Raw genomic sequence first — 15,702 nt, 5'->3', positions numbered from 1 at the left:
GGCGCTACATAATACCTTTACTAACAAAATATGCCAGAAAGATATTACTTCTCCAAGATTGCGTAATACCTTTCTGGCATCTATTCCAATAATAGTTTGAAACAGATTCTTGTGGTCCACTTGGTGCAGTCCATGACCTGTGTTGCCAAAGACTGATAGAAGTCAGGCTCGTGGCAGACCATGAGAATACTGCCTTTGTATTCCTTGAGGGCGCGAAGGAGTTCCTCCTTGGCATCTACATCAAGGTGGTTAGTAGGCTCATCCAGAACAAGAAGATTTGACTCCCTGTTTATAAGCTTGCACAGGCGCACTTTGGCCTGCTCACCACCTGAAAGTACCTTGCACTTACTCTCAATGTGCTTGGTTGTAAGACCGCATTTTGCCAGGGCTGAACGTACCTCATACTGTGAAAAGCCCGGGAACTCATTCCATATTTCCTGCATACAGGTTGTCTCAATATCTGGTGACATCTCCTGCTCAAAATAGCCTATTTCTACGTTTTCTCCAAGCTCCACGCTTCCACTAAGAGCTGGAATAAGGCCAAGAATACTCTTTAAAAGAGTTGTCTTACCTATTCCGTTTGCACCTGTAAGAACTATCTTGGATCCTCTCTCCATCGAAATATTAAGAGGTGATGATAAAGGATCATCATATCCTATAACAAGATCCTTGGTCTCAAATAGGACCTTACCAGGAGTGCGGGCAGTCTTAAAGTTAAACTCTGGCTTAGGCTTTTCCTGGATTTTCTCAATAATATCCATGCTATCAAGCTTTTTCTGACGGGCCATAGCCATGTTTCTTGTAGCAACTCTTGCCTTATTTCTGGCAACAAAGTCCTTGAGGTCAGCTATTTCCTGCTGCTGTCTGTTGTAAGCCGCTTCTCTCTGGGCCTTCTTCATCTCATAAACTTCCTGGAATTTATCATAGTCACCCACATAGCGATCAAGGCTGTGAGTCTGTCCATCCATGTGATAAATGATATTGACCACGCTATTAAGGAAAGGAATATCATGAGATATCAATATAAAGGCATTCTCATAATCCTGAAGATATCTTGTAAGCCATACAATATGCTCTGCATCAAGATAGTTAGTAGGCTCATCAAGCAGCAAAATATCTGGCTTTTCCAAAAGGAGCTTAGCCAAAAGAATCTTGGTTCTCTGCCCACCAGAAAGCTCAGTAACATCTCTGTCGAGCCCCAGGTCCAAAAATCCCAAAGCTCTTGATACTTCTTCTATCTTGGAATCTATTAGATAAAAATCTCTATTTGTCAGAAGATCCTGAATCGTACCCAGTTCTTCCATATACTCTTCTAGTTCTTTTTCATTAGCCTCTCCCATAGCATCGCAGATTTCGTTCATTCTGCTCTCCATAGCATACAAAGGCTCATAGGCAGATGCCAGTACATCTCTTATTGTCATGCCCTCTTTTAACACAGCATGCTGATCAAGATAGCCAACCTTCACATTCTTGGCCCATTCTATCTTGCCTGCATCTGGCATGAGCTTTCCAATTATTATATTCATGAAGGTAGATTTACCCTCTCCATTTGCTCCTACAAGTCCAATATGTTCGCCCTTCAGAAGTCTGAAAGAAACGTCATCAAAAATTGCTCTGTCACCAAAGCCATGTGTTAAGTGCTCTACATTTAAAATACTCATAAAACTCCTTCATAGAATAATCCTAATGATTAATGCTGGATTTCTTACTATTTGTTCTCAAAAGATGCTTTTGACACCTACAACATAATATAGTCTGCTTAACGATAAATCAATGAAAAAATTGGCGAGCTTTGTAGCATGGCAGATCTATTATAATGAAATTATTAGGGTATGCGTCATATATGTTATATATCTTTGCATCTTTGATGAGCGTAATGATTTAGTTTATGGCTTTCTGCGTTTTCTATGCTTTTATGCATCACTTGCCTTCGACCTTGTCATGCATAATTTAGTTTTTTCGATTTCTTGCATCACTTGCCTTCGCCTTTATCATGCAAAATTTAGTTTTTTCGATTTCTTGCATCACTTGCCTTCGCCTTTATCATGCAAAACAAGCTTTATTGGTTTTTTAGCATCAAATGCATCGCTTAATAATGTCCACATACAGGAAAGAATGTCGCTTGCGACATTCTTGCGCCGAGCGCGGTTGCTGAAGGCAACATATTCCTATCGCGCGAGTGCGCATCCATTACTCTGTGTGGCTCGCACTAGCTTCGATAATACCTCAGCAAGTGCTCTGCTCAAGCGGAGCGCTTTTTTATGATATAGGAATTTCGGAGAAATTTCCTATATCATAAAAATAAAGAGGAATCCCCTTTTTGCATTGAGGACGCCTCTTATTACTAAATTCTTATTGTTTCTAATTCTTCATCGACATATCTTGATTATTTCAATATATCTTAAGCCCACATAAATCAAGCTTCTGGTGCAAATGATGGCTCGATTGGTCTTCCGGTCATAGGATCATAATTAGCTGATGATACAACGTTAGGTGCAAGCTCCTGTGTAGGATTCTCTGATTCAAAAACCTGATCCTGAACTGGCACTGAATCTTTTAATACGGTCTGAGCCTGTATTTCTACCTGCTGTACTGGTGCTTCCTGCACTGGTGCCTGCTGCACTGTTTCCTGTACTGGAGCCTGTGACTGCGCCTGGGTCTGCTGCATGATTGGCTGACCTGTCATTGGATCAAAGTGCATCACTGGCTGTGACTGTGCTACAGCTGTTTCCTGCGCTGGTGCCTGTTTCTCTGCCTGCTGTACTGGTGCTTCCTGCACTGGTGCCTGCTGCACTGATGTTTCCTGCGCTACTGCCTGTTTCTCTGGCTGCTGCGCTGATGTTTCCTGCGCTACTGCCTGCTGGAACTGTGGCTGTGCCTGAGCCTGGAACTGTGGCTGCGCCTGCTGCATGATTGGCTGACCTGTCATTGGATCAAAGTGCATTCCTGACTGTGGCTGTGCCTGCTGCATGATTGGCTGGCCTGTCATTGGGTCAAAGCCCATAGGCTGGCTCTGCTGTACTGGTGCCTGCATCTGTGGCTGTGCCTGGAACTGTGGCTGCGCCTGCTGCATAATTGGCTGGCCTGTCATTGGGTCAAAGCCCATAGGCTGAGCCTGCTGTACTGGTGCCTGCATCTGTGGCTGCGCCTGGAACTGTGGCTGTGCCTGCTGCATAATTGGCTGGCCTGTCATTGGATCAAAGCCCATAGGCTGAGCCTGGAACTGTGGCTGGGCCTGCTGCATGATCGGCTGACCTGTCATTGGATCAAAGCCCATAGGCTGCACCATAGGCTGTGGCTGTGCAACGTATATAGGCTGACCTGTCATTGGATCAAATCTAAGTGCTCCCTGATTATACATCTGATAAGCAACCTGTGCTCCAGGATAATATCCCATAGGGAATATAGCTGAGTCAGAAGATGAAAGCTTCTTAACCTTCATGATAGCGTAAATAGTGATAAATATCTCAAATATAAAGAATATTACTATTGCATATGGAATATCACATGACAAGCAGAAGTCGTAGAATCCATGGATTATTACAGGAACTACAAGGGCCTTGATAAGGTTAGCCTTTTTGCCCTTCTCATCTCCAATAGCTTCACATCTCTTGGCTGCGCCAAAATAGCTACCCATAAAGACCGCATCAATAGCGTGACCTGGAACTGCAAGAATACCACGCATGATAGCTGTGATGATAGGTGCATCAGTAAGGTACATAACGTTCTCTAAAGCAGCAAATCCAAGTGAAGAAAATACTGCATAAACTACTGCATCAAATGTATAGTTAAAAGCTGGATCCTTCCAGGCAACTTTCTTGACAACAAAGTACTTACCTGCTTCCTCAGAGAGGGCAACTACGCAGAACATCATAAGTGCTGTATATGCCAGTCCTCCATATGGGAAGATTAAGCGCAAGATGAGTTCACCAAGAATCTCAAGCACTAAGGCGCTCAGTGTTGAAAGAAGACCAAAAAGGAAGAGCTTAACAAGAAGTCCAGCTGGTTCTTTTTCAATCTTGTCTGCCTTGTACACAAAGTACATTAGCAGGGCAGCCGGTAATACGGCCATAAAAAACATAAAAATTGACATTTCCTCATTCTCCCTTAACAATTCTTATTTCATCCGAAAACCTCTCATACTCCGAGCAGACCGCAATGTGATACCCCATATATTCATATTGAGTGAAGAAAATGTCCTCAAGAATTTCACCGTCATAAAAAACTCTGTAGCCATTCTCAAGATCAACAAAAATCTTACGTGGATCCATAGATAAGCCCTTGCCATAATACTTCATTATGCTCTCCTTGATAGTCCACAATTTAGTATACTGGCAATTCTCATCGTTCTGATTCTTCGAACGATATTTAATATACTTTATCTCCTCCGGCTTGTAAACAAAATTTATTAAATTTCTATTAAAAACTTTGGTCTGTTCAAGGTCTATTCCTACGCATTTATCAGAAAAAGCGCATACGGCCATATCCCCTGAATGGGACACATTAAACTCCAGGCCATGTGCGCTTTCAATATATGGTTTTTCGTTAGAACCAGTCAGAATATGTTCCCCGTCTACCCCATATTCATCAAGCCCTTGTTTTATAAGAATTCCGGCACCAAGAGATTGTCTCTTGCTGGCCACAGGCTTTATCTTGTCTATCTTGTCCTTCCGATACTGCGGCATTTGCTGGTACCAGAAATCAAAAGAAGATGTATCCTGTAAAAACAAGGTATTAATCAAAAGAACTTCATTAAATATTTTCATCTTCCTCTAGTCGCTCAACTCCATCTTTTGTAAATAAAAGGTGTTCTCCATGCCAGAACTTGTTCTGAAGTTCATTTTTGGTAATTGCAGGGGACAAGTAATCACCTTCAGCAAAGTCAATAGGAACTTCACTTATTTTATCATAATATTCCCTGGTGTCTATTCCGGTTATGATGCAGACCTTTCCAAGCTGCTTTATCATGTTGATCCTGTTGGAGAAAACAATCTTGGCATTTTCTTCATTGTCCGCTTCAAACAGACTTCTGATTTCAACGATCACTCCCTCAAGATCATAGCTGGCTATGGTATTAAAACCAAGAAATCCAGCTTCGTAATCACTTATATACATCCTGATACCATATTCAACAAGCCCATTCATTAGTTCCAAAAGAGTCTCTTTTGCATAAAATGCATAGGATTCCTTCATTACAAATGCTATAAGTGAAGGGTCGACGCCAAAGTGATCAACTATCTCTTTTACCTTCTTAACAAACTCACTTCTAAGGATAGTTGCAGACATTATAGGCACCAGAACAAAATCCATTTGCATGTCCGATTTATCAACACCGTTGGATAAAAACCTGCATACCGATTCCAAAGTTCTGTACTGAATCTCCTCTATAAAGCCAGATCCCTCTGCAACCTCCATAAATTCTGAAGGAGGTATTTCTCCAAGCTCAGAGTCATTAAGATTAAGTGTCACATGGGACAGCTTAATGCGCCAGTCCCGCCCCCTATATACGGGATAAAACATAAGCTTAAAAGTCTTTTCACTTATTCCTCTGCCTATTGCCTTTTCTACTTCTATCCTCCTTAATAGGAAATTCAGATCCTCGCCGCATAGCAGCTTCTTTTCATTACCTTTCAAAGAAGTCGAATCCATGAGGAAAATATCATTTATATTACTAAGCTGCTGAGGACAATCTGCCACAAGCACAATAGCGTCAAGTTTTATGCTGTCAGAGCCGTTATCCCAGGTCTGCTCAAACCTTTTTGCTATATTCTCTGTGACTGAAGCAATCTCTCCTGCCATAGCCTCCGTTACCAGCATGTAAAAGACATCATTTCTGGTATGATATACATTATTTTCCCTGCCATATTCCAAAAGATGAGTAGCTATCTGCCTGGTGAGATTTCCAATACTCTCATAGCCGTACAATTTCCTATATATTCCAAGATTCTCTATCCTGATACATATGGCCCTAAACTCCCTTTTCAGTTTAAAATACGCTGTAACATCCTGTACAAAGGCATTTCTATTGTAAGTTCCGGTTGAAACATCTATTTTGTCATCGTCCTTTTCTATCATGATCATAATGCCGCTAAGGCCTATCGCTTCGCATAAAAGCTCGCATTTAACTGACGGTATCAGCATTTGAACAGCAGTGCCTATAAATGCAAGCGCCATAAAATAAATCATGGCAACTCTTTTTATTTTGCTTATGGCATACCAGTTTTTGATAAAAAGAAATACTCCGAACAAAAAGTAAGCCGCTGCAAGCGTGTAAGCTAAGTAAATACCATAGGATCTACCATATTGAAATTTGCCTATGATCTTAAAAACAAATTCTGTAAATGGATTGAGCAAAAGCATAACTTCAAGGATATAAAAAGGAAACTTTATGATATTTCTTTTGAAAGCAGTAAATTTAAACTCAATGCCACAAGTAACTATAATATAAAAAACATAAATTGGGATGATGCCAAAATGCGTCAAATAATAGACCATCTGGCAGATATAACTGACAATCCACTTAACTGTATCGGTAAAAGGCCCATAAATAAACAAATATGAAATAGGCTCTGTAAAGCAGTCTATCAGTGTAAAGACAAGAAGCATCATAAAAAGCCTGCTCCTTATGGCATTTCTTTTGCGCATCATTGCCGAATAGAAAAGACAGGTTATGCAGATAATAGCTGCTGCTATCCTATATGTAGTTCTGTCAATCAGTGCCAGATCAAAAGTCATTTATCATTTCCTTTGTCTAAAAAAGTTACCCAATGTCTCAAGAAGCTTATCCCTGCTGATGCTTTTCAAAAGATAATCCGCAGGCTTAAGGGCAATCACATCAGTGACGCTCTTTCTGTCGCTTTTTCCAGTCAGGAACATTACAGGAGTAGAGCTTGAAAAAGATTCGCTTCTAAGCATCTGAAGGACTGTTGGTCCATCCAGAACAGGCATATCATAATCAAGAAGAATAAGATCAGCCTTGTTGGTTGCCAGCCATGCAACAGCCTGGGTTCCTGAATTGGCCATTCCAACTCTGTAGATATCTTTTAGCCATTCTCTTATCATCTGTATGTAGGTGGGGTCATCATCCACTATCAGGATGCATTTTTTCTTTTGCTGCTCAAATTCGTCATCCGTAACTATTCCAACCTTTTCCATGAGATCAGCCATATCAAGAGGCCTGGTTATTTCATAAGCTATATCCTCTTGCGGAATATAGCGGTGAACCAGGTCAAAAGCTGCCTTATCACCTATCACAATAACGATAAGGTTTTCCTCCATAGAAACGTCTTTAAAATAGACCATTGCATCCCTGTGATCTTCAAAGTCCTGGTCAGTATACAGGATTACAAGGTTTACTCCTGACACTTTTCCACTAAGTTCCCCCAGGGAATAGGTCGAATCCTCCACCTGATAGTTATTACTCTTTAGGAGATTTTTGATAGCGTTGACCATGAAGGTTTCTTCATTTCTGACAAGCAAGATTTTCTTAAACATGTTCGGCATAGTTTTTGCTCCTAACTATTTAGTCTACTCTCTACCAATTGTGAAATACCGTCCCAATCCAGTTTATAAGACAGGTCGGCGATTTTTTTCATTGCAATGGAATCATCAAAAGGAAGCTCATATTCCTTGATGGAATCCAGAATAAACATCAGTGTGTCATAATCAAGTACCTTACTTACTTCAAGTATACTTGCATAAGCATCCTTGAGCTGAGCCTCTGAGATAGGCTTTTTCTCCTTATCTTCATCATGCTGACCTTTTATCTCGGGAATATGATCAAGTCCTGTTTCAAGTACATAGTACTTGTCAAGAAGCTCATCCTGATAGGTTCTGATTGTATCTATGTCATTTTCATTTCCTGCTTTTTCAAGCTTCTCAGCAAGCTTTGACAGACTAATTCCGCCAATAGTCCTGCTGGTGCTCTTTAGCGAATGAACATAACTTGTGTAATCCTTCCAGTTCTCTGTTTCATAACTGTTCTTTATGTTTTCTCTGGTATTGCCTATTGATTCAAAAAATACTTTTAGAATATTCAGATAGCTCTCTTTACTTCCACAGTTTGAAAGTCCAACACTTACATCAATCTCATCGATAAACGAAAGTGCCGCAAACCAGTCTGACTGACTATTTTCTGACGCATTTTCTTTTGTATTTTCTTCCTCTGTGACAGTTATAACGACCTTATCTTTGGGAAGGAATCTGATAAGAGCAGCCTCGAGCTTGTCACTCTCAATAGGCTTACTAAGGTAATCATCAAAGCCTATTCTCAGGAAGTTATCCCTTGCTCCAGTGATTGCATTTGCAGTAAGAACTATTATCGGGGTATCAAGGTTAGGACTTTCTTTGTCATCTTTTATCGCGTGGAAAGTCTCAGTACCATCCATCCCCGGCATTCTATAATCCAAAAAGATCAGGTCATACTTCTTTTCATGCTGCTTTTCAAGGCACTCTGCTCCACTTCTTGCAGATTCTATCTGAAGCTTCGTAGGCTTTAAAAGCTCAGTGATGACAACGTGGTTCATAGGTGTGTCATCAACTACAAAAATCCTGGCATCCGGAGCTGTAAAGGTCTCCTTATAGGGCTTTCTGTCCTGAACATTTTGGGATATCCTTTTTCTGAAATCTCCAATCTTAGTATCACCAACAATTCTCTGCGGCAAAAGGATGGAGAAAGTAGAGCCCTTCCCATATTCACTGCTCACAGAAATGCTTCCGCCCATAAGTTCAAGGAGAGAACAAGTAATAGCAAGACCAAGTCCGCTTCCTTCCACAGTCCTGTTCTTGTCTATATCCAGTCTCTTAAACTTATCAAACAGCGTTGAAATATCCTCTTCTTTTATGCCCATTCCGGTGTCAGTTATATCAATTTTGAGGGTGATCATATCCACCCCCGTTTTCTTTCCTGTGGCAGTCAAGGTAACTGTGCCCTTCTGGGTATATTTAACAGCATTGTTAAGAAGGTTGACTATGATCTGCCTAAGCCTTATCTCATCACCAAACATTGTATCCGGCAGGTTCTCATCCACATTAAACTCAAGCTCTAATATCTTTTGCTCTGCCTTAATATGTATCATGTTGTAGATGTCATTAAGAACAGAGCTAAAGTCATACTCCGTCTCGCTTATCTCCATACTGCCTGCTTCAATCTTGGAGAAATCCAGAATATCATTTATCAAAGACAAAAGAGTTTTACCAGCGCCTTCAATATTTCTGGCATATTCAAGTATTTTCTCATCCTGACATTCCCTTAAGATAACTTCATTCATGCCAAGAACAGCATTGATAGGAGTTCTGATCTCATGGGACATATTTGCAAGGAAATTACTCTTTGCTTCATTGGCAGCCCTTGCTCTTCTTTCCTCCATCCTGGCCATTTCTGTAGCTTTCAGGATTGTTATAAATTCATTCTTACTAGCGGGAGATGAAAAATAAGTGCCCTGTATATAATCTGCCTTTATGCCATTTATAGCATCAAAGCATTCCTGACTATCAACGTTTGAAAGAACTATCTTTTTCCCCATTTGTGCGATCATTTTAAGTCTGTTGTCCAAAATGATCTTACTCTGAGGGTTCACAGCTGCATTCTCTACAAATCTTGCATCAATATTGGCACCTTCAAAAACCATGGAAATTGAAGATTGCATGTTAAAAAAGCCAGTTCCATATTCATCAAGAAAGAATCTGACGCCAAAGCCGCTAAGTTTCTGCATTACACCTATAAGGACGCTTCGATCCGCTTCTGCAGCGGTTTCTGAAATGTTAAAAACAATTTTCGAAGGAGATGCACCATATTTTTCCCACATCTGCTGCACTCTCTCTGCAAAGTCCGGCTTGATTATCTGAACAGAATTAAGGTTGATACTTATAAAATCTATTCCCATCTCCTCAACAATACCGCCGCCAAGAAAATAAAAAACCTGATCAATGATAAACCATCCAAGCTTTTCGATCATTCCTGTCTGTACTGCTACTGGAATAAATTCGTCCCTGTGAACATGGCCAAGTTGCTTGTCCCTTAGCTGAACATAAGCCTCTGCTGCGCAGATTGCCCTTTCTTCCTTGGTATAGATAGGGTTAAAGTACACCCTGAAATTTCCTTCCTCCAGTCCCCTTCGCACTGCATTTTCAACATCTGCTCGTCTTAAGATAAAATCAAGCTCGTGGCCAGAGAGTACATGGTCAAATTCCTTATCTATGGTGCTTTCAGCCAGAAGTAAAAGATAATCCACATTCCCAAACTGATCTGGAGAATAGGCCATAAAAGTCGTAGCCTTTAATAGTACCTCTTTGTCATCTATCTTCCACTCTTCCTGAAATCTCCGAAAGATATTAGCAGCTATCTCGTCAGCTTTTCCCTTATCTATGTCAGGACATAATAAAAAGAAATCATCAGAACTTATCCTATAGACATCATTCCTGTCTCCAATGTTAACCAGATACTCTATCAGCATTCTAAGGACATTCTCATACTCCTCAAATCCAGTCATTTTCCTGTATATATCAGCATTGGTTATTCTGATACAGATTGTATAAAAATTCCTCTTATACTTAAAATATCCAGTCACATCCCTTACAAAAGCATTCCTGTTATACACTCTCGTTGAAGTGTCTATCCTGTCGTCATCATTTTCAAGCATCATCATAAAGCCCATGAACCCTATTGCCTCGGCCATAAGCTCAGACCTAATCTCAATAATGAACATTTGAATAAGAGTTCCAATGATAACAAGCATGGAAAAATAAAGGAAAGCAATTCTTTTCGACCTGCTAAGATCATTCCAGTAAATAAAGAGTGCCGTCATGGCAAAAAGAATATAAAAAGCACTTATGGCATAAGCCACGTAGACTCCGACATTTCTATGGAGAACAAGATTCTCGTCATAGTAAAAGACCCAGTTAAAGATTGGAGAAATAATAACCATTAGTTCCAGAAAAACAAAAGGAATACTTACTAACCCTCTGGCAAACCTTGTAAATCTGTACTGAACATTGCACACATAAATAATATAAAGAGCAAGCATTGGAGCCAGTGCAAAATGAGTAAGATAGTACACAAAGTTGAAGGCTATAAGCAGCGGTAATTTAACTGAATCTGAAAGAAAGGAGACCAGCACTATCTCGCCCAGAATTCCCATTATGGCATCAAGTGCTACAACAGAACATATAGATACAAAGAGCATACTTCTGTTTTTACGTCTGCTCTTCATTATTAGTGTGTAGAATACACAGGTAATGCTGATTATAACTGCAGCAAGGTTGAAAGTTATGCTGCCTATTTCCTTAACATCCAGCATAAATTTACCCCGAAATATTACTTATGAGGAAAAAGATCACGATACCACTTAAGGGAGCTAAGATACGCTTCGTATACCTTATCCATGTCAATATTACCAAGCACCATGAGCCTTGAAACCTCGGTCCAATCCGCATCTTCATATCTCATGATAAAATTAAGCACCTTTGCATACTCACCTTCGTTGTGAAGTATTGCATTCTTAACATGTGTTGAAACCTGTACCATATCAAGGGCTTCTTCCATAGTCTTCCCAAGCATGATGTCCAGAGCAGAAAATAGTCCCATGATAAAAAGTTCCTGAGATGAAACAGCAAGTTCAAATAACGGAGCAAGATTCTCCGCAAACTTGGCTCTTATCATAACAAGCCTTGTAATCTCAGAAGGTCTGTCTGCGCAGAGTTCCTTGGTGACTGCTGTGTTGATCCATCTCTTTAGCTCTTTTTGTCCCAGCATTGCTGCCGCATGCCTGATAGACGTGATCTCAGAATTTAAAGACATTCTATTGACCATTTCCAAGAGAGAAATTACAAGAGCAGGGTCTTTTCCAATAACATCAGCAGCATCCTGAAGATCAAAATCAGGAGCGTTAACAACATTTAAAAGCTCAATATAATTAACCTTAAGAGGACTTACATCTGTCTCAGACTCCTTTACAGGCATTCTGAAAAAACTACCCTCGTACAGGTCATATCCACCATCCTTTATAAGTTCCTCATATTCTTCCTTGGTATCTACATTTACAGCACAGAGCTTAATATTTGGATATACATTGCTAAAATAGATTTTGGCTTTGGTGATATCTATCTTGGCATGATTAAGAAGAATATAATCACACAAGCTCAGCACCTCTCTATATGGTTCAAAGCTTGTGATAGGGAGCTTTCTCATAGCCAGCTTGTAGCCTTGTGACTTTAATTCCTTTATTCTTCTTACATGCTGTTCATCAGCTGAGATGGTATTGTCCATAAGAAGAACAACTTTATTGGCAGGAACTGTACATTGAAGGGAAATCTCCGCAAATATTGAGAACTGATTTATTGGCACAAATACCTCTTTGCCACCTGATAAAGTTCCAACGCCCATGCTGCTGACAACTTCAAGCTCATGCACTGTTCCTGCACCGTCATACCTAGCGCCTCCCTCTAGAGAAGGGTTAAGGAAATGATTCTCCTTGCGGCCAAAAACAGAATATGCACAGACAGACATGTTGCCATCAAATAGAGGAATTAGTGTTGCTAACATTAACAGCTCCTTTCTGCATGGAAAAGACAAATTCCCATTCACCTATATTCTATCAAATGTGCACAATTAAATATATTATATTTTTATTAAATTCCGTTTATTTCATGTTTGGACCAGCGCATTTTAAGGTGCGTCAAAAGAGTTCTTTAAAAAAAGAGAAGTGGATCTCCACTTGGGAAATCCACTTCAAAAAGTATTATTCTTTTACAATGTATCTCTACGTTTAATGTACTGAGGATGCTCTGCGGTTCCGCGAATATCCTTTACATGTATTATCTTAGCCCATTTATCTACGATGGCATTTTCTACGTGAACTCCCTCCTCGATATCTGCATAAGCAAGGATAATAGAGTTTTTAACGACTGCCCCCTTCTTTATTACAACGCCACGGCCTATAACTGAGTTCTCCACAGTTCCTTCAATAAGACAACCATTTGAGACAAAGGAATTGACAACCTTAGAGGTGTCGTAGTACTGGGTTGGGCAAGAGTCTGTAGTCCTTGTGTAGATTGGCCACTCAGGTCTGAACAATTCGCTTGCTATGTTGTAATCAAGAAGCTCCAACGATGCTCTGTAATAATCAGACAAACTAAGGAGTGAAGCAAAATATCCCTTGTGCTGATAGCCTCTTATATCAAGATCTCCGCACTTAATATTGATGATATCTGAGAGAGTGTAAATAGATGACATCTCTCTTGCTGCATTTATAAGACTTATAAAGGTTTCCTTACTCATGCAGTAGGTATCCATGCTGATATTTTTTTCCTTGGCTGTTCCAAGGTTCTTTTCAATGGACAGAATACCTTTTTGTCTGTTAATGTTTACAGTTTTGCAGTTCTGGAAATACTCTTTTGCATTATCAACCTTGTGATAGAGCATTGTCACATCTGCACCTGAAGAAATGTGCTCATTTAAAAGTTCGCAGTAATCCTGCTTGTAAACCATATAGCTAGGAGCAATGATCACGTAATCCTGATGCATTCTCTCTATTATGTCCAAATTTTCGCTGTAAGCGCATATGTCATTGTTATAGATTGAATGGACATTGCTGTCCTGGGAAAAGAGAAGCTGCACCTTACCACGTTTTGAGTTGATATTGTAATGTCTTCCTGATCCTATATGCTCAGCAATTGATCTTGGGCGTGAACGAACATAAACCTGAATTCTGTCCATGCCACTATTACTCATATTAGAAAGAGGGAAATCTATAACTCTGAATCGTCCAAGGAATGAAAAAGATCCAATTGGTCTGTAATCATGAAGTCCCTCTACATGTATGCTGTTGTCTGCGGAGGATACAATTCCAAATGCTTTATAAGCTGCCATTATTTTGTACCTCCCTTCACATTTTTAGCTACAAGGGTGATTTCTTCGCTTCCCCTTGAGCCAACCTTTGCCTTTTTGGCAATTCTGACATTTTCTGCAACCAGAGCCCTTGTGACTGTTGCACCATCCTCAACAACTGCCCCCGGCATCAGTACACTATCCGTTACCCTGGCGCCCTTTCCAACAACAGAACCAGTGAAAAGAACTGAATTAGTAACAGTACCTTCTACTCTGACACCCTGAGTGATGTAGGCCCTTTTGACCTTGGCATCCTTGCCGATATACTGTGGCAGAGTTGAGACATCCTCTGTATAAATTAGCCAGGAAGAATCGTTTAAGTTTAGCTCGTTCTTGGGATCAAGAAGATCCATGTTAGCTTCCCAAAGTGAATCTATTGTTCCCACATCCTTCCAGTAACCGCAAAACTCATAAGCAAAAAGATTTCTCCTATCTGCAAGCATCTTTGGAATAATGTCCTTACCAAAATCGTGGTCAGAATTTGGATTCTTCATATCCTCAACCAGCATCTTTCTCATAAGTTTCCAGCTAAAGATATAAATTCCCATGGAAGCAAGATTGCTCTTTGGCTTTGCAGGCTTTTCTTCAAATTCAACAATACGTCCATTACCGTCTGTATTCATGATACCAAATCTGCTGGCTTCCTTCATAGGTACTCCACGAACTGCTATTGTTGCATCAGCTCCCATCTTCTTGTGGTAAGCAAGCATCTTGGCATAATTCATCTTGTAGATATGGTCACCTGAAAGAATCAGAAGGTATTCAGGATTGTAATTATCTATAAAATCGATATTCTGAGAAATAGCATCAGCTGTTCCTCTGTAAACATCAAGACCCTCGTCAGCCTTCTCTCTTGGTGTGAGAACATAAACTCCACTATCCTTGGAATCCAGTCCCCATCTACCATCCTGCGCAACATAGCTGTTAAGAAGTACAGACTCATACTGAGTCAATACTCCTACAGTATCAATCCCGCTATTTGCACAATTACTAAGTGGAAAATCAATGATTCGATATTTGCCGCCATAATATACTGCAGGTTTAGCCACTTTAGTGGTCAGATCTTTAAGTCTGCTACCACGGCCGCCCGCCAGGATCATAGCTAGCATCTCGTTTTGAGCCATATTACCCCCCTATTCTGATCATAAGAAATCTAAGAACTCCCGCGCTAGAAAAACTGATATTTTCTAACTAATCTTATATTCATAATACCACATCTCTTCCCACTACGCACCTACAGTGAAATTATTCCCACCGCCCATTTTCCTACCACCTCCAGTTAGAGGTTTCCCCTCCACCCTCCAGGAAAGTGGGTGACTCGCTCATTCAGAAAGTTTTTTTCGTCGGCTCCAGTTCGGATATTCATGGGCTCCTGACAGGTGCATAAGAATTCTACGGTTCAAAACTCGCGCCAGGGCAGCGCTTGCGAGTCGTCCAGTTTCCTATGCGAGTCTTATCTGGCAAATGCAATTTTCTAATGTTTCCACAGCAGTTTTTCCCGCGCATGCGAAGCGTTGTCTGAAGCAGGACGGAGCTAATTATCTTAAAAAAGAAAATGCCATAGCCCGCATTGCGGGCTATGGCATTTTCTATTGTAATGTTCTTTTCCGTCCTGCAAGTTTACGCTGCAGCATGCGCATTGAAAGAAAAACTGCGGAAACATCTAAGAAAATCTGCATTTGTCAGTGACGAGCACTACGGGAACTGGCGTGAGTATAAAGCTGCCTCTGGGCGCTCGGACATGTTGAACCGAAGCAGAATTCTTATGCACTGTCAGGAGCCTCATGAATTATTCCTCCTATACACAGACGAAAAAA

Annotated in this window: 9 protein-coding genes; all 9 read right to left on the bottom strand. The window is 40.5% G+C overall.

Annotated features, from left to right (window positions below; genetic code table 11):
* Nucleotides 1-80 precede the first annotated feature (80 nt).
* Nucleotides 81-1,661 (bottom strand): ribosomal protection-like ABC-F family protein, encoded by a 1,581-nt coding sequence (abc-f, locus tag BLO53_RS06870; RefSeq protein ID WP_092059962.1) that lies wholly within the window; start codon nucleotides 1,659-1,661, stop codon nucleotides 81-83.
* 755 nt (nucleotides 1,662-2,416) lie between these two features.
* A complete protein-coding gene (locus BLO53_RS06865; protein WP_092059960.1) occupies nucleotides 2,417-4,093 on the bottom strand; it encodes a PrsW family intramembrane metalloprotease in 1,677 nt (558 codons plus the stop codon).
* Nucleotides 4,094-4,097: 4 nt separating this feature from the next.
* Nucleotides 4,098-4,766 (bottom strand): 4'-phosphopantetheinyl transferase family protein, encoded by a 669-nt coding sequence (locus tag BLO53_RS06860; protein ID WP_092059958.1) that lies wholly within the window; start codon nucleotides 4,764-4,766, stop codon nucleotides 4,098-4,100.
* Nucleotides 4,753-6,735, bottom strand: coding sequence for an EAL domain-containing protein (locus BLO53_RS06855; RefSeq protein ID WP_092059956.1), 1,983 nt, complete (start codon nucleotides 6,733-6,735; stop codon nucleotides 4,753-4,755). Before BLO53_RS06855 ends, BLO53_RS06860 begins: the two co-directional genes overlap by 14 nt.
* Before the next feature lie 3 nt (nucleotides 6,736-6,738).
* Nucleotides 6,739-7,503 (bottom strand): response regulator, encoded by a 765-nt coding sequence (locus BLO53_RS06850; protein WP_051196823.1) that lies wholly within the window; start codon nucleotides 7,501-7,503, stop codon nucleotides 6,739-6,741.
* An 11-nt stretch (nucleotides 7,504-7,514) separates the two neighbouring features.
* On the bottom strand, nucleotides 7,515-11,297 hold the full coding sequence (locus BLO53_RS06845; RefSeq protein WP_092059953.1) for an EAL domain-containing protein: 3,783 nt from the start codon (nucleotides 11,295-11,297) through the stop codon (nucleotides 7,515-7,517).
* Nucleotides 11,298-11,314: 17 nt separating this feature from the next.
* Nucleotides 11,315-12,541 carry an EAL and HDOD domain-containing protein gene (locus tag BLO53_RS06840; protein ID WP_026488396.1) on the bottom strand — a complete coding sequence of 409 codons (1,227 nt, stop codon included), beginning with the start codon at nucleotides 12,539-12,541 and terminating at the stop codon, nucleotides 11,315-11,317.
* Nucleotides 12,542-12,745: 204 nt separating this feature from the next.
* A complete protein-coding gene (gene glgD, locus BLO53_RS06835) occupies nucleotides 12,746-13,867 on the bottom strand; it encodes a glucose-1-phosphate adenylyltransferase subunit GlgD (protein ID WP_035789300.1) in 1,122 nt (373 codons plus the stop codon).
* On the bottom strand, nucleotides 13,867-15,009 hold the full coding sequence (locus BLO53_RS06830; RefSeq protein ID WP_026488394.1) for a glucose-1-phosphate adenylyltransferase: 1,143 nt from the start codon (nucleotides 15,007-15,009) through the stop codon (nucleotides 13,867-13,869). Before BLO53_RS06830 ends, glgD begins: the two co-directional genes overlap by 1 nt.
* Between the last annotated feature and the right edge of the window lie 693 nt (nucleotides 15,010-15,702).

This window comes from Butyrivibrio sp. INlla14 (genome assembly GCF_900102515.1).
In the GTDB taxonomy this organism is placed as follows: domain Bacteria; phylum Bacillota; class Clostridia; order Lachnospirales; family Lachnospiraceae; genus Butyrivibrio.
The sequence above is the reverse complement of the archived record's forward strand: the minus strand, read 5'-3'. Positions and strand labels throughout refer to the sequence as shown.